The sequence below is a fragment of the Nocardia sp. NPDC041819 genome (assembly GCF_055590505.1).
Genome location: NZ_JBVJAP010000003.1, coordinates 516211 through 535188 on the forward strand (window position 1 = coordinate 516211; position 18978 = coordinate 535188).

The following is an 18978-nucleotide window of genomic DNA, read 5'->3' on the forward strand; positions in this document are numbered from 1 at the left end:
GGTCACGGCGCCACCGCCCGTCCGATGCCCGCGCCGTCCGATACCGCGTCGGCGAGCCGGAGGTCGAGCGGAGTGGTGATCTTGAACGCCAGGGGATCGCCGGGAATGGTGTGCACGCCGACGCCGAGCCGCTCGACCAGCCCCGCGTCATCGGTCGCCTGGATGCCCTCGGTGGCGTAGGCGGAGCGCAGCACGTCGGCCGCGAAACCCTGCGGTGTCTGGATGGCCCGCAATCCGGCGCGCTCGGGAGTGCCGGTCACCGCGCCCGCCGCGTCGACGGACTTGATGGTGTCGGTCACCGGAAGTCCGGGAACCACGGCGGGACGGCCCGCGCGCAGTTCCGCCGTGACCCGGGCGATGAGCTCGGGGGGCGTGAGCGCTCGGGCGGCGTCATGGACCAGGAAGTAGGCGGCGTCGGGCGCCGCGGCGATGCCCGCCCGCACCGAGTCGATGCGTTCGGCGCCGCCGACGACCACCTGAACCGAACCCGTGGGCGGCAGCAGGGCAACGGCGCTGTCGACGAGTTCGGTGGGAACCATCACGATGATCCGGTCGACCGCGCCGGAGGCGATCAAGCCTTCGACGGCGAGCCGGACCATAGGTGTGCCGCCGACCGGGACGAACGCCTTGGGTGTCGATTCACCCAGACGCACGCCACGGCCGGCGGCAGGCACCAGAGCAACGACGAGTCCGTCGGTGGGACGGACACCGTTGTCAGGTGTGTTCACGGTCAGGAAGCCGCTGCGAGGACCTCATCGAGCAGGGTCTCGGCCTTGCCGTCATCGGTTCCTTCGGCCAGCGCGAGCTCACCGACAAGAATCTGCCGAGCCTTGGCGAGCATGCGCTTCTCACCCGCGGACAGCCCGCGGTCCTGCTCCCGGCGCCACAGATCGCGGACGACCTCGGCCACCTTGTTCACATCGCCGGAGGCGAGCTTCTCGAGGTTGGCCTTGTAGCGGCGGGACCAGTTGGTCGGCTCCTCCGTATGCGGCGCACGAAGCACCTGGAAGACCCGATCGAGACCCTCCTGACCCACGACGTCACGCACGCCGACGTATTCGGCGTTCTCCGCGGGAACCCGAACAGTGAGATCGCCTTGGGCGACCTTCAGGACCAGATACTCTTTTTGTTCACCCTTGATGGTGCGAGTCTCGATTGCTTCGATCAACGCCGCTCCGTGGTGGGGGTAAACGACGGTGTCTCCGACCTTAAAAATCATGTGTCCCGTGCCCCTTTCGATGTTCACAGTTTAACATGCGACTCGATAACGGCGCGATCAACTGTGCAGGTCAGGGCCACAACGAGGCGACCGTGGGGCTTGACAGATGCCAGGTGGTGTGCATTACGTTGTGCCAGAAGGGGTTATCTCCCGGCTCTTTCGGCGCCGCTCGCCTCCCGCGCGCCGGCACCTTCGCGGCAACCATCCGAAGCTCGACCGAACCGTTACCGAAGTACCGGGTGTCGGCACGGACGTGTCGTGGCCCGTTTCACACCGCGCGTGCGCGTGACGCGCGGACTCCGCGTTTGTCCCAGCCCCCGCGCCCGGTCCGCCGAGGGAACTACTACGCTGCCTAGTTACTACGCTCCCGCGCGGAGCAGAGCCCGGTCGACATGGAGGGACAACCCGTGACTGCCCTGAAAGCTGTGACCGCCCCGAAGGGGGCGCGACGTCGCATGGTGACGGTTGCCGCACTCGCCGCCGGAGCGGCGATCGCGCTGTCCGGCTGCGGCGCGGGCCAGATCTCGCAGACCGCGGAGCAGGTCGCCGCCGTGAACGGCAACCACGCCGACGTCGGCCGCATCGCGCTGCGCAACGTGCACATCGTGTACCCGGGCGAAGGCACCGCCTACAACAACGCCAAGGGCGGCAAGGCGCTCATCGCCCTGTCCATCATCAACAACGGCGAGTCCGTCCCCGACGAGCTGACCAGCATCACCACCGACCTGGGCACCGTCAAGATCACCCCGGCCTCCGGCAAGTCCGTCGTCGAGCTCGCGCCGCAGCAGACCGTCGTCGCGGCGAACCAGCCGGTCAAGCACGAGTCCACGCCCAGCAGCAGCGCCGCGCCCACCACGAGCGCCGCGGCCCCCACCTCCGCGCCGCGTTCCGGCTCGCCGACCACCACGGCCGATTCGCACGGCGCGGGCGAGCACGGCTCCCAGCCCGCCGCCACCGACCCCGAGACCAACCCGATCCTGATCGAGATCACCGGCCTGACCAGGGACGTCACCCCCGGCCTCACCTACAACGTCTCGTTCAACTTCAAGCAGAACGGCACCGTCCAGGTCCAGGTCCCGGTCGACGCGGGCCTGCACACCGAGCGCCACGAGTCCGACAAGTCCGGCCCGGCCGAAGCCGAGCACACCGGCGGTCACTGAGTTGAATTCGCAGCGACTTCGTCGCTGTGTTCGATTTGCAGCGACTTCGTCGCTGCGTGTTCGCGGCCCCTTGATGGCTCGTGTCCGGACGGGCGAGACTCGCGACTGCGTCGCATGCGCTTCGCCCGCCCGGACACGAGCCGGGCCGCGAACGGCGCTCGTAAGACTCGCACCCGGCCGGGCTGGGATAGTGCGGATCGAGCGGTTTCAGTGATGCCGTGCGCGTCAGATCCCAACTCGATGAACAGGCATCTACCCGGTGGCGACGGCTGAATTGGGCACGCCACCGCTCGCTCGAGCAGTGCCGCGCGAGTCCGGTCAGCGCAACCCTCCCATATATCCGCCCAACGACACGGTCCGCCTTCCGGCGACAAACTTCGCCGTGCAAGCCATCTAGCAACCCACCGCTCCCCTCACATCCGGGCCACGCCCGCGGTGAAAACCACGCCGCGTTCGGCCATGGCAGCCGCCGCCCCGCCCCGCGCGCACTATGCCCCGAGGCCCGTCACCAAACGCACCCGGCGCACCTCAACTCCCGGTTTCGAGCGAAGCGAGACCGAGCATCCGCCGTTCGCGGCCCGGCTCGCGTCCGAGTGGCCGCCGCGTACGCGACGCAGGAGCAAGCGGCGGACGCTCGGACGCGAGCCATAACAGGGGCCGCTAACACCCAGTGCCGCAGGCGCTGGAAAAACAAACACTGTCAGAGGTGGTGCGTATGGTGCCCCTGTGGCAAAAACCAAGCCGACATTCCGGTGCTCCGCCTGTTCGCACGAAGTCGCCAAATGGGTGGGCAAGTGCCCGGAGTGCGGGGCTTGGGGCACGGTCGACGAGGTAGTCGTCGGGGCGGGGGCGGTCGGTTCTCCCGGGCGGAAGGCGATGTTGCCCAGCACCGCGGCCGCGCCGATTTCGCAGATCGACTCGAAGGTCACCCGAGCGCGGCCGACGGGCGTGAGCGAGCTGGATCGGGTGCTCGGCGGCGGCGTGGTGCCAGGCTCGGTGGTGTTGCTGTCCGGCGAGCCGGGAGTGGGCAAGTCGACGCTGCTGCTCGAGGTGGCGCATCGCTGGGCGGCCCAGCACGGCGAGAAGTCGCTGTACGTCACCGCGGAGGAGTCGGCGGGGCAGGTGCGGCTGCGGGCCGATCGCACCGGCGCGGTGCACGACCGGGTCTATCTGGCGTCGGAATCGGATCTGTCGATCGTGCTCGGGCACGTCGAGCAGGTGCGGCCGACACTGCTGGTGGTCGACTCGGTGCAGACGATGCTCGCTCCGGAGGTGGACGGCGTGACCGGCGGAGTCACCCAGGTGCGCGAGGTGACCGCCGCGCTGACCTCGCTGGCCAAGACGAGCGGGATCGCGGTGCTGCTGGTCGGGCATGTCACCAAGGACGGCAACGTCGCGGGCCCGCGCACGCTCGAGCACCTGGTCGACGTGGTCCTGCAATTCGAGGGCGACAAGAACTCCACGCTGCGCATGGTGCGCGGTATCAAGAACCGCTTCGGCAGCGCCGACGAGGTGGGCTGCTTCGAACTGCACGAGGACGGCATCGCCTGCGTCGACGACCCATCCGGCCTTTTCCTGCACCACCGCACCGATTCCGTGCCGGGCACGGCGGTGACCGTCGCGATGGACGGCAAACGCCCGCTGGTCGGCGAGGTGCAGGGCCTGACCGTGAAGACCGAGATTCCGCAGCCGCGCCGCGCGGTGAGCGGCCTGGACTACAACCGGGTCGCCATGGTGCTGGCCGTCCTGCAGAGCCGTGGCCGGGTGTTCCTCGGCAAGAGCGATGTATACGCCGCGACGGTCGGCGGCATGCGCCTGGTCGAGCCCTCCGCCGACCTGGCCATCGCGCTCGCCATCGCCAGCGCCGACTCCGACGTCCCGATCCCACCGGGCTGGGTGATCCTCGGCGAGGTCGGCCTCGCGGGTGAGGTGCGCAAAGTGACCGGCCTCAACCGCAGGCTGGCCGAGGCCGAACGCCTCGGCTTCACCACCGCCCTGGTGCCGCCCGGCCTCGCGCCGGTGCACAGCACCATGAAGATCTACGAGGTCACCGACCTCCGCTCCGCCATCCGCATAGCGGGCCTGCGCAAACTACGCGCCGCAGTCCCCGAGGAAGCTGCCGGCTGATTCGGACGGCCGCTGATCCCGCACAACGCGCGACCGAATGGCGGTGGGACAAGCGGCGATCGCCTATACCGACGCACCCGGCGCACCTCAACTCCCGGTTTCGAGCGAAGCGAGACCGAGCATCCGCCGTTCGCGGCCCGGCTCGCGTCCGAGTGGCCGCCGCGTAGGCGACGAAGGAGCAAGCGGCGGTCGCTCGGACGCGAGCCACAAGAGGGCCGCGAACACCCAGCGCCGCAGGCGCTGGAAAAACAAACACAGCTCAGGCGATGTTGAACGGCTCGGCCATGCTGCGTACCGAGCCGAGTTGCGCGACAACGCTGTAGGCCCCCGGCGGAACCGGAACCCGTTCGCCCGCGCAGCTGGGCTGGGACGTGGTGCCCGACCAGGTCACCGTGAATGCCGCCTGCTCACCGCGACCCATCGTGCGAACGTCGGGCTGGCCGTCCGGATAGCAGTCGGTGCTCGACCACAGGCGCCGCTGACCGTCGAGCGTGTGCACGGAAACTTGTTGCAGACCGGAGCCCATGTCGCGGGTGCACGGCACCGCCGAGATGTTGGTGATGACGATCCCGAACACCGGCTGCTCACCGGTCTTGTACGTGGGCTGCTCGACGGTGACCTTGATGGCCAGCGATTGGTCCGGGCACGGGCCCGCCGCGACACTGGTGGCCGCCGCCGAGGTTTTCGGCGCGCCGGACTCACCCGACGGCTTGGCCGCCGCGTCGACGGGCTTGGCCGCGACCGAGCTGGACTCGGCGGCCCGGGTGTCACCGGGCGAGTCGCCCCCGCGCGCGACCGCGAGCACGACCCAGATCACCAGCGCCAGGGCGACCACCAGGATTCCGATGGCGAACACGCGTCGACGCCAGTAGATCTCCGGTGGCAGCGGTCCATTCGGTTCCAGCACGTCTCAACGGTAAGGGCACCATCGGGCGCACCGTCTCAGGGGCACGGCGTGTCGGCCGTCCGCCCCTGTCGGCGGCGAGTACATTCCGCCGCCACGCTGGGCCGATGGCGGGCGCGCCGCGGCGTCAGACCACCTCGCCGATATTGCCGACTACCCGGTGCAGCTGCACTTTGCCCTCGGCCAGTTTGTAGGTCACGCAGGCGATGGCGAGCTCACCGGTGGCCACCCGCTGCGAGATGATCATCGACCGCTGCATGAGCAGGCGGCTGGTCTCCACCACGTGCCTGGCCTCCATCTCGTCGACGGTGGACAGGCCTTCGCGCCGCCCGATCAGAATGGAGGGGGTGACCCGCTCGACCACGCTGCGAATGAACCCGCCGGGGACCTCGCCGCCGTCCAGCGCGTCGATGGTGGCCTTCACGGCGCCGCAGCTGTCGTGCCCGAGCACTACGATGAGCGGCACGTTGAGCACCTGCACCCCGTACTCGATCGAGCCGAGCACCGAGCTGTCGACCACATGGCCCGCGGTGCGTACCACGAACATGTCGCCGAGGCCCTGGTCGAAGATGAGTTCGGCGGCGACTCTGGAGTCGCCGCAACCGAACAAGATCGCGTGCGGGTGCTGGCCGCTGACGAGCTTGGCCCGGTCAGCTGCACCCTGGCTAGGATGCAGCAGTTCACCACTGACGAAGCGCTCGTTGCCTTCGCGCAAGGACTTCCAGGCACTGATCGGGTTGGAATCCGGCATACCGACCATTGTGCAGGACGGTTCGGGTTACCAGCGAGTTCGGCCGGTTACAGGTGGGCAAATACCGCCTGGCAGCAGTAGGACGGGGATAGTGAGGGCAGTGCGGAACGGCGCACCGAAGGGCATCGACGCGGACACGTTGCTGGACTGGTACGGGGAGACCGCGCGCGATCTACCGTGGCGCAGGCCCGGCGTCACCGCGTGGCAGATTCTGATGAGCGAGATCATGCTCCAGCAAACCCCGGTCGTGCGGGTCGAGCCGATCTGGCGGGAGTGGGTGGCGCGCTGGCCGGTCCCTTCGGCGATGGCCGCCTCCTCGCCTGCCGAGGTGCTGCGGGCCTGGGGAAAACTCGGCTATCCGCGCCGCGCGCTGCGGTTGCACGAGTGCGCCAGAGTGCTGGCGGCCGAGCACGGTGACGAGGTGCCCACCGACGTGGAGGTGCTGCTCGGGCTGCCGGGCATCGGGACCTACACCGCGCGCGCCGTCGCCTGTTTCGCCTATGGCCAACGAGTTCCGGTGGTGGACACCAATGTCCGGCGGGTGGTCGCCAGGGCGGTGCACGGGCGCGCCGAAGCGGGCAATCCTTCCTCACGGGACCTCCCCGACACCGAGGCGCTGCTCCCGCTTCAGGTCGACCGCGCCGCGGTGTTCTCCGCCGCCCTGATGGAACTCGGCGCGACCGTGTGCACCGCCCGCACCCCCGATTGCGCGCGCTGTCCACTGCCGAGTTGCGCATGGGTCGCCGCGGGCCGGCCGGTGAGCGAGGTGGTCCGCCGCACCCAGAAGTACGAGGGCACCGACCGCCAAGCGCGCGGTCGCCTGCTGGAGGTCCTGCGGCATGCCAGCGGGCCGGTGGAACGAACGCGCCTGGACATCGCCTGGACCCGCGATCCGGGCCAGCGCGACCGAGCCCTGGACTCACTGCTGCTGGACGGCCTGATCGAACAGACACCCGATGGCTTGTTCGCCTTGGCGGGCGAGGGCGGGCACCCGGGCGCGACCGGCTGACCCGGAACCGTCCGCCGCGGCTCAGGTCCTCAGCACCCGTCGCAGGAAGCGCTCGACCTCCGCTCGGTAGCGCTCCGGTTGGTCGTCGTGCACGAGATGGCCGGCACCGGCGATCAGGGCGTAGTCGGCGCCCGGATGAGCGGCGGCCATCCGCCGCATCTGCCCCGGCGGAGTGATGCTGTGCTCGCCCTCCAGCAGCAGGGCCGGCACCCGCACCGCATGCCACTGCCGCCAGAAGTCGCGCGTTCCCCACTCCTCGGAGATATCGCGGAAGGTGGTGACCGAGCCGTGCAGCCGGTATCCCTCCGGCCCGCGCTCGAAGGAGTTCAGGAAGTACCGTCCGGCGACCGGCCCGAAAAACGAGAGCACGGCCTCGTCGTCGCGGAACGGCTGCGGCCACGCCTCGATCATCGCCGCCCAGTGCGCGGCGGTGCGGCCCGTGAAGTCCGGCGCGATGTCCTCGATCACCAGCGCCCGGACCCGATCGGGGTAAGTCGCGGCGAACACCCAGCCGTGCAGCGCGCCCATCGAATGGCCGATCACCACCATCGGCGCGCCGATCGCGGCGGTGCCCGCGGCGAGGTCCGCGACGAAGGCCTCGGTGGTCAGCTCCCCGGGCGCGGGCCTGCCGTGGCCCGCGGCGTCGAAGCTGTAGACATGGCCGTATCCGCGCAGCCAGGCCAGCTGATCGCGCCAGGTGCGCGCGCTGCCCATCAGTCCGTGCAATAGCAGGATCGGCGCGCCCGCTCCGCCTTCGTCGTGCAACATCGACTCGACAATACGAGGTACCGAGCGCCTGCTCGGCCGCAGCCGCTAGCTTGGACGCATGGCTGTTGTGAAGATCAACGCGATCGAGGTTCCCGAGGGCGCGGGCCCCGAATTGGAGAAGCGGTTCGCCCACCGTGCGCACGCGGTCGAGGGCTCCCCCGGCTTCCTCGGCTTCCAGCTGCTCCGCCCCGTCGCCGGCGAGAAGCGGTATTTCGTTGTCACCCAGTGGGATTCGGAAGAGTCCTTCGCGGCCTGGCGGGACGGGCCCGCACGCGAGGCGCACGCGGGCGAGCGTCAGAAGCCGGTTTCGACTGGTGCGTCCCTGCTCGAGTTCGAGGTCGTGCTCGACGTCGAGGCCAAGCCCGCGAACTGAGTCCGGCATCCGACGCCGGGCAGGTCCGCCTGCCCGGCGACTCGCCCGACGCCGTGGTACGCCCGTGCCGGACCCGGTTGACGCGGGGGGTGTGCGGGTGTCACAGTTCGAAGGACAAACGCGAGGGTGACGCGGTAATTCCGGTGAGATTCCGGAGCGGTCGCGCCACTGTGTTCCACGCACCGAGTCCGGTGCCGGAAAGCCAGACACCGGCACCGTCGCGCCACCACCGGACGGGACGCGTATCCCAAGGAGGACTCGAATGGCCATCGCGCATACACCCAGCCGGGCAACCGATTCCCTGGCCACCGTGCTCGTCACGGTCGGTGTCGTTCTTCTCGCATTGCTCACGCTCTACCTGGTCGGCTTCGACCAGGGTGTCATCTCGCGCAGCGGGATGTATCTGCATGAGCTGATGCACGACGGACGCCACCTGCTGGGGCTCCCGTGCCATTGATCGGTTCGCTCCGAACACTGCTGCTTCGCGGCCTGCTGGCCGGCCTCATCGCCGGTCTGCTGGCCGCGACAGTCGGTTACTTCGTCGGCGAACCGAAGGTGGACGCCGCCATCGCGATCGAGGAAGCGGGGTCCGCCGCCGGGCACACCCATGGCGAGCACTCGGAATCGACAGCCGGGCATTCCCACGGCGACGAGGAAGAACCGCTGGTGAGCCGCGGCGGCCAGAAGTTCGGACAGTTCCTCGCCCTCGGGTTGGCCGGGCTCGCGCTCGGCGCCATCTACGCCTCGGTCGCGCATTTCGCGCGGCGCTACACCGCACTGTCCGGCCCACGGCTCGCCCTGGCGCTCGGCGTCGCGGGCTGGGCCGCGATCGTCGCGGTGCCGTTCTTCAAATATCCGGCGAATCCACCGGCGGTGGGTGATCCGGACACCATCAACGAACGCACCCTGCTGTGGCTGGCGGCGGTCGTGCTGGGCCTCGTGGCCGTCGGCGCGGCGGTCGCGGCGTTCACCGCGCTGCGCGCGCAGCTTCCCACATTCCGCCTGATCGGCGGTGTCGCGGCGTTCGTCCTGGTGACGGCGCTCGGTTACGTCCTGCTGCCCGGCGTGAACGAGGTGAGCGCGGACTTCCCGGCCACCCTGCTGTGGCAGTTCCGGGTGGCGTCGCTGGCCGAGACCGCGACCCTGTGGGCCTGTCTCGGCCTCGGCTTCGCGGCGCTCACCGAGTTCGCGACCCGCACCGATACTCCGGTACCGGTGGCCGCCGCTACCGCGGGGTGATTCGCGTCCGGAAGCACTGAGGCAGTGTCGGTCCCATGACCGGCACTGCCTTTTCCGTCTGGCCCGTATCGCCGCGCGTCCATTCCGCTGGACCGCCCCGCGCCGTCCGCGTCGCGTTCGTCGCTCTGACCGTCGCTGTGCTCGCGGGCGCCACCGAGGCCATCGCGCGGGCCACCCGGGCTTTCCCCGGAACCGACACGGCGAGCTCGGCCACCGGGTTGGGGGTGCGCACGGCGATCTACGTTCTGGTGCTGGCTGTCGCGGTGCGCATGACCTACGGCGATCGCTGGGCCCGCCTGCTGATCACCGTCGGCATCGGCGGGTTCGGCCTGTTGTCACTGATCGTCGAGCCGCTCGCCGCGGCCATGTCGGCGAACGAACTGCGCGACCTCTTCCGGGACGCCGGTCCCGCATCCCTGCTACTGGCCGCCCTCCGCACCGTCCACATCTTCGCCGTCCTGGTCGCCGTCCCCGCGCTCTACACCCGCCCCGCCCGCCACTACTTTCGCAAGCGCTGACACGCGCGCTTCGCGCCCCGCCTCCGTCGAGGGTGCGGGGCACGAAGCGGTGGCACTAGGCGAGAGCCGCGTCCAGGGTGATGTGGTCGACGCCGGCCAGGGCCTTGCTGACGGGGCAGCCTGCCTTGGCGGCCTCGGCGGCGGCCTGGAAGGCGTCGGCATCGATGCCCGAGACGCGACCGCGGACGGTCAGCTCGATCCCGGTGATCCGGAAGCCGCCCGCCGGGTCGGGGCCGAGAGTCACGTCGGCGGTGACGTCCAGGTTCTCCGGGGTACCGCCCGCGTTGCCGATCTGCGCCGACAGCGCCATCGCGTAGCAGGAGGAGTGCGCGGCCGCGATCAGTTCCTCCGGACTGGTGGTGCCGTCGGCCTCCTCGGCGGAACGCTTGGGGAACGACACGTCGTACTTACCGACCCCTGAACTGGCCAGTTCGACCTGTCCCGAACCCTCCTGAAGGGTGCCGGTCCAGGCGGTACGCGCGGTACGTGTGGGCATCACGGTCCTTTCGCCGATGATCGTTTGACGATTCAGCACGAAACCTACCCCGGCGGACACGCTCCGGCCCACCGGTTCGCCGATCGTGTTCGCCGCGGCGCACCGCTCACTCACCGCCGGTAAACCACGGACGCTCAGGCGATTCCGCGCCCTCGGCGACGTGTCCTCATTCCGGATTCGTGACTCTGGCCAGCACGATGCCGCCGAGGATCAACGCGAGCGCCAGGAGCCGGCCCACGCTGAGCGGGTCCTTGTGGACGACGATGCCGAGGGTGATCGCGCCGAGCGCGCCGATGCCGGTGAACACCGCGTAGGCGGTGCCGACCGGCAACGTCTGCATGGCGCGCGACAGCAGGTACACGGCCGTGACACCGAGAACGACGCAGACCAGCGTCGGAACGAGTCTGGTGAAATTCTCGGTCGGTTTGATGCTTTGCGACCACACGATCTCCACCACCCCGGCGACGGCGAGAACTACCCAGTTCACCTCAGTACTCCCCGGCCAGAGCGCGGACGGCGGCCGCAGCGCGGGCGTAGGACGTGTCGTGCTCGGCGCGCCTGTGTGCCAAAGCCGGGTCTTGGCGGGAATTGGCTAATTCCGCATGCACGAACACGGTGTCGGACACGCCGAAATGACCCGCGAAGAAGTCGCGCAGGAAGCGCTCCTGATAGTCGTAGGCCGCTTTCGGAGCGCCCGGCGAGTAAGCGCCGCCGCGGGCGCTGGCCACGACGAACCTTCGGTGCCCCAGCGACATTCGCGGAAAGGTCACCTGGTCCAGCCATGCTTTGAGCGAAGCCGGGATCGAGTAGTTGTACATCGGGGTGCCGATCAGGATCACGTCCGCCGCGAGCAATTCGGCCACCAGCGGCTCGATGATCTTCCACGCGGCGGCCTGCTCCGGGGTCCGCACCAATTCACCGAGCCGTTGCGGGTCCGTGCTCGGCAGGGCAAGCGCGGCGTCGCACAGCTCGGTCCAAGCCGCCCCGATGAACGGCACCGGCTCGGCCGCGAGGTCGCGGTAGTGGTAGCCACCGTCCGGATGACGTGCGCGCCACGCGTCGGCGAAGGCCGCGCTCAGCTCCCGGCTGATCGACTGCCGCCGGGCGCTGGCGTCGAGGTGCAACAGCGTGCTCATAATCCGACCTCCGAATAAGTGGACACAATGTCCGATTCCGTAGATCTCCACCATACGAGCGATCCGGACAGATTGTCCAGTTGTTGTCGAATCGGCTAGAGTCGCGGCATGGAACCCCGAGCCGACCTGCTCGCCGGTGCCGTGCCGGGCCGGTCGGCGGCGCCGGAACGAGCGGACGCTGCCCGCAACCGGGCCAAAGTGCTCGGCGCCGCCGCGGAATTGTTCGCCACCCGCGACCCCCGCACGGTCACGATGGACGACATCGCGAAGGCCGCCGGTGTCGGCCGAGGCACCCTGTATCGGCGTTATCCGGACACCAACTCGATCGCGGTGGCCCTGCTGGACGAACACGAGCGGGCACTGCAAGCGAAACTGCTCTCCGGTCCGCCGCCGCTCGGCCCCGGAGCTCCCGCGGCGCAGCGACTGGCCGCGTTCTACGCCGCGATGGTCGAATTGCTGGACGCGCACGCGCATCTCGTGCTCGGCGCCGAGATCGGCGGAGCTCGCTTCGCCACCGGGGCTTACGGATTCTGGTACGCACACGTGCGAGCCCTGTTGTCGGCGGCGGGGATTCGCGAGCCGGACGCGATGGTCGACCCGCTCCTCGCGCCCTTGGCCGCCGAGGTCTATCGGCAGCAGCGCGAGCGCGGCTTGACTTCCGAACAGATCACCGGCGCGCTTCGGGTGATCGCGGAAACCGTTCTGGGGGCCGGGTGAGCATGCCGACGGCGGAAACCGCCGGTGGACCGCGCCCACCAGCGGTTTCACCCCTCAGGTAACTCACACCAGGTCGCGTTCGCGCATCAGCCAGATCGTGCAGGCCGCGAACAGCACCACGTAGACGACCAGCACGACCACCGATTCGGACCGCGAAAGCACCTGCGACACACCGGGCGTGGCGGGCCCGTCCACGGTACGCATCGCCCCCGCCAGCGATCCCGCGGCGGTGCCGGGCAGATGATCGGTGATCACCTCGATCGGCGCGAAGATCGCGGCGACGCCGCGCAACAGGTTCTCCACCACCAGCACCCAGACCAAGCCCAGCCCCACCGCGAGCGCGGGCCCACGGGCGACCGCACCGATGAGCGCGCCCGCCAGCGTCCACATACCGAGAATCACGACGCCGGTGAGAATTCCGAGCATCGACCGGCCCAGCCCCGGCAGCGCGAGCGACTGCGACTGGAAAGCCGCGATCAGCGCGGCGACGGAGAGGTCGACCACGAACGCCGTGCACACCAACGCCACCACCACGCCGGCGAGGCTCACCACCACGGCGGCGACCGCCTGCACCCGCGAAGGCCCCTGGGTGAATACGGTCTTCCAGGTCCCCCAGCCGTATCCGCTGCCCACGGCCAGGGCGCCGAGGATGAGCATCAGCGCACCGCCGAACATGGCCATCCCTTGGGTGAATACTTCGGGTACCGCGGCCGGCAACATCTGTCGCAGCAACGCCTCGCGGGGCAGTCCGTTGGACATCCGGCTCGATTCCCCCGAGGTGTAGGCCAGGTAGTTGAACAGATAGGCGAACGTGAGATTCAGCAGAAGCCACGTGCCGAGAAGGATCCAGAACGCGGGCCACTTCCGCAGTCGCAGCATTTCGGCCTTCGTACTCGCGACCGAATCGCGGATCGCCGTGCCGTTCATCGCGCGGCCTCCCATCGCGTCATCTCGAAGAACGCTTCCTCCAGGGACTTCTCTTCGACCCGCAGCTCGAGCAGGTCCGCTCCCGACGCTACGACCGCACGCGCCACGGCGGGCGCGCTGACGGTGTCCGACTCGATCCGGATACCGCTCGCGGTCAACAGCGCCGAACGTTCGCCCACCAGCCGTCGCACCGCGGGCAGGGCCACCTCGAGCGGGTCGGCCCGCACCACCAGTGCCGAACCTCCGCGCAACTGCGCGACCGTCGCTTCGGTGAGCAGCCTGCCCTGCGAGATCACGCCGACCCGGTCGCAAATCGCCTGGACTTCACTGAGCATGTGGCTCGACAGCAGTACCGTGTGCCCCTCGGCGGCCAAAGCGGTGATCAGCTCCCGCATCTCGGCCATCCCGGCGGGGTCGAGGCCATTGGTCGGCTCGTCCAGAACGAGCAGGTCGGGGCTGCCGAGCAAGGCGGCGCCCACACCGAGGCGCTGTTTCATGCCGAGCGAGTAGGTGCGGTACTTGTCCTCGGCGCGGCCCGCCAGCCCGACTCGTTCGAGCGCGCCGTCGACCTCCGGCCGGCCGAGCCCGCGATACTCGGCGAGCACGCGCAGGTTGTCCCGGCCGGAGAGGTAGGGATAGAAGCCGGGACCTTCGATGAGCACGCCGACCCGGCGGACCACCGCGGGATCGCCGGGACGATGCCCCGCGACGGTGGCCGTGCCCTCGCTGGGACGGATCAGCCCGGCGAGCATGCGCAGGGTGGTGGTCTTACCCGCGCCGTTCGGGCCGAGAAAGCCGTAGATCTCGCCGGACACGACGGACATGCTCACGTCGTCGACAGCGGTGTGCTCCCCGTAGCGTTTGGTCAGCCCTCGGGTGACCACGATCGAATCTGTCATGCACCGAGAATCCGCCGCCGCCCCCGGTGCGGACATCCGTCGCCGGGCGATGTTCGGCATACGTAACCAGGACGACGGCTGACCGCTCACGGTTCTGCGCCCCACCGCTCACTCATGGCCCACGCCGCACCGCTCCCACTCGGTGGCCCACCACGCACGGCTTACGTTCCCCGGCCACGGCTCACTGCCCATCACCCCGAGCTCACGGCCCTCGAGCCACCAGCCCACCAGCCCACCAGCCCCCAGCCCCCAGCCCCCAGCCCCCAGCCCCCAGCCACGAGCCACGAGCCACGAGCCACGAGCCACGAGCCACGAGCCACGAGCCACGAGCCACGAGCCACGAGCCAGCGTTACAGCCGTGCCGGATCGCGTGCCGGACCGGCGCGGGCAGCGGGCGCGCGGGGACTTTCGCCGAGGACCGAACCTGCGGCGAATCGCCGAATCGGTGCAATTCTCCCGAAATACGTTGCCAGGCGGACGTCGAATCGTGACCGAGCCGCATAGGCTACGTGGGTGCGGGTGGCAGGGATTACGGATCGAAGCTCGGTCGGCTTGGACTGGGGAGTCGCGCTCGTCGTGGCCGCGGTTCAGGTGGTCGGGGGCACCTTCGCGAACATGCGGCAGACCGGGGTGCACTCTCTCGACGTGCTCGGTTACCTGCTGCTGCTGGCCGGGCCCGTGGCGCTGGTCCGGCGCCGGGCGCAGCCGCTGCCCGTGCTGATCGTCGTCCTCGCCGTGTGTCTCGCCTATTTCCTGCGCGGCTACGGGTACGGGCCGATCTTCGTCTCGCTGGTCGTCGCCTTCTTGACCGCCGCGAGCAGCGGATCACGGTGGTGGACTTACCCACTCGTCCCGCTCGGGTATCTGGCGCTGGTTTGGCCGCTGCCCGCGCAGCTGGGTCACCCGGCAAACCTGTGGCAGGTCTTCGCGCTGATGGCGTGGCTGGCGATACTACTGCTGGTGGCCGAGGGAATCCGGCAGCGCAAGGCCGTCCTCGTCGCCCGCAGGCAGCGCGCCGAGTCAGCGCGCCGGGACGAGGAAGCGCAGCGCGAGCGGCGCGCCAGCGAGGAGCGCCTCGCCATCGCGCGCGAGTTGCACGACGTGCTGGCGCACAGTCTGTCGATGATCAACGTGCAATCCTCGGTGGCGCTGGAATTGCTCGACAAACGTCCGGAGCAGGCGGAGACAGCGCTCACGGCGATCAAGAACGCCAGCCGCGACGCACTAGCCGAGGTACACGCGCTCCTGCACACGATCCGCTCCGGAACCGCCACCGCCGCGCCCGACGAGCAACCGTCCACGGCCGACGCGGAGGAGACCGGTCGCCGACGGCCTCGCCGCTCCGCCCGCAAAGACCGCAATTTCGCTGCGGCCGAGCAGGATTCGAATCGTGACGACGACCTCGAGCAGGCTTCGGCGACAGCGGCCGAGCCGCCTCCCGCACCTCGTGCGCCCGCTCCGAGCATCAGCGACCTGGACGATCTGCTGCTGCGTCCGCGCACCACCGGCCTGACGGTCGGCACCCGAGTGCTCGGCACCCCGCAGCAGCTGCCCAGCGTGATCGACGTGGCGGCGGCGCGGATCGTCCAGGAGTCCCTGACCAACGTCCTCCGGCACGCCCCGGGCGCCGACGCCACGGTGACCGTGCGCTACACCCCGGACTCGGTCGACATCACCGTCGACAACACCCGCCCCACCAGTGCCCCCGCGCGTTCCGGCACCGGCGGCGGCAACGGCATCATCGGCATGCGCGAGCGCACCCACGCACTCGGCGGCGCTCTCACCGCCGGTCCACGCCCCAGCGGCGGTTTCCGGGTCGCGGCCCGGTTACCCACGCGCGCCCCCGAACCCGGTGCGCAGGCCGGCTCGACGGCACCGGCAACCCCGGCCCCTCGCACGACGCAGGCAGCGGCGCCGGAACCGGGCCCGGCTACTGAGAGCAGATCGCCCCACCCCACTTCGACAGCGAGAAAACCGTCGCGGAGCGGCATGGCCTCGGACGCGCCGGAGCAGGGCCCTCGCGCATCGAGCACGTCCGCACCCAGCGCCACGGCGGCGAGCAGATCGGCGCGGAGCAGCAGCACGCCGGAACACGACGCCGATGCGACCAGCAAGTCGACGCATAGCGCCTCGACAAGGAGAAGGCCGCCGCGGGACAGCACGGCATCGGGCGCGTCGGAACAGGACGCCGCGACAGCGAGCAGGCCGACGGGCAACGCCTCGACCGGCCGAGGACCGGCGCCGGACGCCACGGCAATGGGTGCGCCGGAGCAGAGTGCCGCGGGGTCGGGCACCTCGCCGACGAGTACCGGGGCAGTGGAATCAACGGCCACGGGCACCGCGAGTACCGCCCGCTCGAGCGAGACCGAGTCACCCGCGAAGCCCGGCCGCCCCGCCGATGCGGCCGCCCGACCGAGCACCTCGGCCGGTCGCGGGCAGCGCTGACGGGACCACGCGGCCCCACGGCAGAGGAGACGCGATGCACGAGCACCACGATCCAGCCCGCGCGGACGCCCCATCCGGCAGCATCCGGGTGCTGGTGGCCGACGACCAGGCACTGGTGCGCGGGGGTTTCGTCGCGCTGCTGAAGGCCCAGGACGGCATCGAAGTGGTGGGCGAGGCGGACAATGGCGAGCAGGCCGTGCGCATGACCCGGGGCCTGCGCCCCGACGTGGTCCTGATGGACATCCGCATGCCCATTCTGGACGGCTTGGCCGCCACCCGCATGATCGCGGAGGATCCGCGACTGGCCGAAGTGCGCGTCGTCGTGCTGACCACCTTCGAGCTCGACGAGTACGTCTTCGAGGCTCTGCGCTCCGGCGCGACCGGCTTCCTCGTCAAGCACACCGAACCGGCCGATCTGGTTCGTGCCGTCCGCGTGGTCGCCACGGGTGACGCACTGCTGTCCCCCGGCGTCACCCGCACACTGATCGCGGAATTCTCCGTGCGTGCCAAGACGCCGCCACCGGCGACCCTCGCCGAACTCACCGACCGGGAACGCGAAGTGATGAGCCTGGTCGCCGAGGGCCTCACCAATGCCGAAATCGGTGAACGCCTCTACATGAGCCCCGCCACCGCCCGCACGCATGTCAGCCGCATCCTCGCCAAACTGCACGCCAGGGACCGCACCCAGCTGGTGGTCATGGCGTATGAATCCGGGCTCGTCCGGCCCGGCTGGCAGTGAGCCGCTCTCGGTCGATAGCACTGACTGCGGTCTCCGGGTTGCTCGCCGCGCCTGGCTATCGCCGGGCATCGCGACACCGTATCGTCCGGCCCCGTGCATTCTTCGTACCGCTGCCAGCGTAAGAGCCGGGCCTTTTGTAGCCATAGCGAATAATTCATCGATCGTCGCGTCGCACCACGACGCCCTGTCAAGTCATCGACCCCTGCCCGAAATTGACCTACGGCAATTTTTCAGCGAACTACATTTCGCGGACTGGATGACAGACAGCAAATAACTAGTAAATTATTGCGTGGCCATCACCCGCGGCTCCGAGGGTACGTATCCAGGCGTATTTCGAGTGACGACGCGCGACCGATGCCCCCGCCATGCCCTTCGGCGCAGGCTTTCGACATGAATATTTTCACTCACCCCGAGGCCGTGAGCTTCCTGGCCGACCACTACGACGGCGGATGGCACCCCTGGCCGTTCTTCTGGATCTTCCCGCTGCTGTTCTGGCTGACCGTCGTGGCGGTGCTTGTGTTCGCCCGGCGGCGGTTCATCGGCCGTGCGAGCGCTATCGGCGCGCTGCGCACCGCGTTCGCTCGCGGCGAGATCACCGAGGAGCAGTACCGCAGCAGGCTCGCCGTCCTGAGCGAACCGCGGCGCGCCAAGCGCTAGCGACCAGCTGTCCACCGCTGACACCGCGCGAGCGCGCAACTTCCACGATCGGGAGATCCCACCCATGAGCATGACCTTCGGAATCGTTCTCACCCCGCGTTCGGGAGCCGACTGGGCGCGCGAGGCAGCCGCCGCCGAACGGCAGGGTTACCGGACCCTCCTGCTGCCCGACACCCGGTTCACCCCCTCGCCGTTCCCGGCCCTCGCCGCGGCGGCTGCCGTCACCACCACCATTCGGCTGCGCCCGAACGTCCTGGCCGCACCGCTGCGCTCCCCTGCCGCCACAGCCAGGGAGACCGCCGCCCTGCAACTGCTGTCGGACGGACGTTTCGAACTCGGGATCGGCTCGGGACGCCCGGACGCCGCCGCCGAGGCACAGTGGCTGGGGGCATCCTGGGGCTCGGCCGCGCAACGCCGCGCCCACCTGGTCGCCACCATCGCCGCCGTACGCGCTCAGGTGGCCCCGGCCCCGCGGGTCGTGATCGCCGCAAATGGCCCCCGGATGCTGGCGACCGCGGCGGAATTCGCCGACCGCATTCTGCTCGCCGCGGGGCCCGCCGCCACGGAGGCGGAACTGGCCGAGTTGGTCCGCACGGCGCGGGACGGCACCGACCGCTCCTTGCGCTTCACTCATCAGCTGGTCGGCATCGGTCAGCGGCTGCCGATCTGGACCTCGAAGAAGCTCGGCCTGACCGCAAAGGCGCTCGCGGACGCGGGTGCGACGGGCGTGATCCCGGCGGACCCGTCGGCCGCCGCCGAGATGCTCGAGCGCCGTAGGGAGAAGTACGGCATCGATGAGGTGATCGTGCCCGGCGAACTCGCCGACGACTTTGCACCCGTCCTCGCCCATTTCGGCGACCAGCGTTCCTGACCCGGCGCCACCGCCGGTATACG

At 69.6% G+C, this 18978-nt stretch carries 22 protein-coding genes; 12 read left to right on the forward strand and 10 right to left on the reverse strand.

All coding sequences use genetic code 11. The features are described 5' to 3' along the window. Window positions 1–2: 2 nt before the first annotated feature. Complete coding sequence (gene ispD, locus ACZ6DL_RS14120; protein ID WP_466051142.1) at window positions 3–728, reverse strand: 2-C-methyl-D-erythritol 4-phosphate cytidylyltransferase; 726 nt, start codon at window positions 726–728, stop codon at window positions 3–5. A 2-nt stretch (window positions 729–730) separates the two neighbouring features. Continuing rightward, window positions 731–1219, reverse strand: a complete 489-nt coding sequence (gene carD / locus ACZ6DL_RS14125; RefSeq protein ID WP_011206964.1) for an RNA polymerase-binding transcription factor CarD — start codon at window positions 1217–1219, stop codon at window positions 731–733. 407 nt (window positions 1220–1626) lie between these two features. Between carD and ACZ6DL_RS14130 the strand changes: the two genes are divergently transcribed. Both ACZ6DL_RS14130 and radA read left to right on the forward strand, forming a co-directional pair. Next, the gene (locus ACZ6DL_RS14130) at window positions 1627–2379 is read left to right on the forward strand and encodes a copper chaperone PCu(A)C domain-containing protein (RefSeq protein ID WP_466051144.1); all 753 of its coding nucleotides are present in this window, start codon (window positions 1627–1629) and stop codon (window positions 2377–2379) included. A gap of 726 nt (window positions 2380–3105) precedes the next feature. Then, a complete protein-coding gene (gene radA / locus ACZ6DL_RS14135; RefSeq protein WP_466051146.1) occupies window positions 3106–4506 on the forward strand; it encodes a DNA repair protein RadA in 1401 nt (466 codons plus the stop codon). 259 nt (window positions 4507–4765) lie between these two features. On the opposite strand, the gene ACZ6DL_RS14140 is transcribed toward radA, so the two are convergent. Both ACZ6DL_RS14140 and ACZ6DL_RS14145 read right to left on the reverse strand, forming a co-directional pair. After that, on the reverse strand, window positions 4766–5413 hold the full coding sequence (locus ACZ6DL_RS14140) for a hypothetical protein (protein ID WP_040864552.1): 648 nt from the start codon (window positions 5411–5413) through the stop codon (window positions 4766–4768). A 124-nt stretch (window positions 5414–5537) separates the two neighbouring features. Further along, a complete protein-coding gene (locus ACZ6DL_RS14145) occupies window positions 5538–6161 on the reverse strand; it encodes a carbonic anhydrase (protein WP_040864678.1) in 624 nt (207 codons plus the stop codon). Window positions 6162–6252: 91 nt separating this feature from the next. Here ACZ6DL_RS14145 and ACZ6DL_RS14150 point away from each other — a divergent pair, with 91 nt between their 5' ends. Next, entirely contained in the window at window positions 6253–7170 is a 918-nt protein-coding gene (locus ACZ6DL_RS14150) for an HhH-GPD family protein (protein WP_466051148.1), read from the forward strand. Between the two features lie 21 nt (window positions 7171–7191). Here ACZ6DL_RS14150 and ACZ6DL_RS14155 read toward each other — a convergent pair whose 3' ends face one another. Further along, on the reverse strand, window positions 7192–7938 hold the full coding sequence (locus ACZ6DL_RS14155) for an alpha/beta fold hydrolase (RefSeq protein ID WP_466051150.1): 747 nt from the start codon (window positions 7936–7938) through the stop codon (window positions 7192–7194). 58 nt (window positions 7939–7996) lie between these two features. Here ACZ6DL_RS14155 and mhuD point away from each other — a divergent pair, with 58 nt between their 5' ends. The 4 genes from mhuD to ACZ6DL_RS14175 all read left to right on the forward strand — a co-directional run bounded on the left by mhuD (window position 7997) and on the right by ACZ6DL_RS14175 (window position 10068). Beyond that, on the forward strand, window positions 7997–8311 hold the full coding sequence (gene mhuD, locus ACZ6DL_RS14160) for a mycobilin-forming heme oxygenase MhuD (RefSeq protein WP_040864550.1): 315 nt from the start codon (window positions 7997–7999) through the stop codon (window positions 8309–8311). A 262-nt stretch (window positions 8312–8573) separates the two neighbouring features. Further along, complete coding sequence (locus ACZ6DL_RS14165; protein ID WP_043718599.1) at window positions 8574–8768, forward strand: CbtB domain-containing protein; 195 nt, start codon at window positions 8574–8576, stop codon at window positions 8766–8768. Further along, window positions 8759–9550 carry a CbtA family protein gene (locus ACZ6DL_RS14170; RefSeq protein ID WP_466051152.1) on the forward strand — a complete coding sequence of 264 codons (792 nt, stop codon included), beginning with the start codon at window positions 8759–8761 and terminating at the stop codon, window positions 9548–9550. The genes ACZ6DL_RS14165 and ACZ6DL_RS14170 overlap by 10 nt, the downstream gene beginning before the upstream one ends. 35 nt (window positions 9551–9585) lie before the next feature. Then, entirely contained in the window at window positions 9586–10068 is a 483-nt protein-coding gene (locus ACZ6DL_RS14175; protein ID WP_466051154.1) for a hypothetical protein, read from the forward strand. A 55-nt stretch (window positions 10069–10123) separates the two neighbouring features. On the opposite strand, the gene ACZ6DL_RS14180 is transcribed toward ACZ6DL_RS14175, so the two are convergent. From ACZ6DL_RS14180 to ACZ6DL_RS14190, 3 genes are all read right to left on the reverse strand, one after another. Beyond that, a complete protein-coding gene (locus tag ACZ6DL_RS14180) occupies window positions 10124–10564 on the reverse strand; it encodes an OsmC family peroxiredoxin (RefSeq protein WP_357043767.1) in 441 nt (146 codons plus the stop codon). Between the two features lie 166 nt (window positions 10565–10730). Beyond that, entirely contained in the window at window positions 10731–11051 is a 321-nt protein-coding gene (locus ACZ6DL_RS14185; protein WP_466051156.1) for a DMT family transporter, read from the reverse strand. 1 nt (window position 11052) lies between these two features. Further along, a complete protein-coding gene (locus tag ACZ6DL_RS14190; protein WP_466051158.1) occupies window positions 11053–11700 on the reverse strand; it encodes an FMN-dependent NADH-azoreductase in 648 nt (215 codons plus the stop codon). A gap of 108 nt (window positions 11701–11808) precedes the next feature. Between ACZ6DL_RS14190 and ACZ6DL_RS14195 the strand changes: the two genes are divergently transcribed. After that, window positions 11809–12417 (forward strand): TetR/AcrR family transcriptional regulator, encoded by a 609-nt coding sequence (locus ACZ6DL_RS14195; protein WP_466051160.1) that lies wholly within the window; start codon window positions 11809–11811, stop codon window positions 12415–12417. Window positions 12418–12480: 63 nt separating this feature from the next. Here ACZ6DL_RS14195 and ACZ6DL_RS14200 read toward each other — a convergent pair whose 3' ends face one another. Beyond that, the gene (locus tag ACZ6DL_RS14200; RefSeq protein ID WP_466051162.1) at window positions 12481–13344 is read right to left on the reverse strand and encodes an ABC transporter permease; all 864 of its coding nucleotides are present in this window, start codon (window positions 13342–13344) and stop codon (window positions 12481–12483) included. After that, the gene (locus tag ACZ6DL_RS14205; protein ID WP_466051164.1) at window positions 13341–14243 is read right to left on the reverse strand and encodes an ABC transporter ATP-binding protein; all 903 of its coding nucleotides are present in this window, start codon (window positions 14241–14243) and stop codon (window positions 13341–13343) included. Before ACZ6DL_RS14205 ends, ACZ6DL_RS14200 begins: the two co-directional genes overlap by 4 nt. Window positions 14244–14756: 513 nt before the next feature. On the opposite strand from ACZ6DL_RS14205, the gene ACZ6DL_RS14210 reads away from it, so the two are divergent. From ACZ6DL_RS14210 to ACZ6DL_RS14225, 4 genes are all read left to right on the forward strand, one after another. After that, window positions 14757–16688 (forward strand): histidine kinase, encoded by a 1932-nt coding sequence (locus ACZ6DL_RS14210; RefSeq protein ID WP_466051166.1) that lies wholly within the window; start codon window positions 14757–14759, stop codon window positions 16686–16688. A 34-nt stretch (window positions 16689–16722) separates the two neighbouring features. Continuing rightward, window positions 16723–17427 carry a response regulator gene (locus ACZ6DL_RS14215; RefSeq protein WP_466051168.1) on the forward strand — a complete coding sequence of 235 codons (705 nt, stop codon included), beginning with the start codon at window positions 16723–16725 and terminating at the stop codon, window positions 17425–17427. Between the two features lie 390 nt (window positions 17428–17817). Continuing rightward, window positions 17818–18084 (forward strand): SHOCT domain-containing protein, encoded by a 267-nt coding sequence (locus tag ACZ6DL_RS14220; protein ID WP_466051170.1) that lies wholly within the window; start codon window positions 17818–17820, stop codon window positions 18082–18084. A gap of 64 nt (window positions 18085–18148) precedes the next feature. Further along, a complete protein-coding gene (locus ACZ6DL_RS14225) occupies window positions 18149–18955 on the forward strand; it encodes an LLM class flavin-dependent oxidoreductase (RefSeq protein ID WP_466051172.1) in 807 nt (268 codons plus the stop codon). Window positions 18956–18978 lie beyond the last annotated feature (23 nt).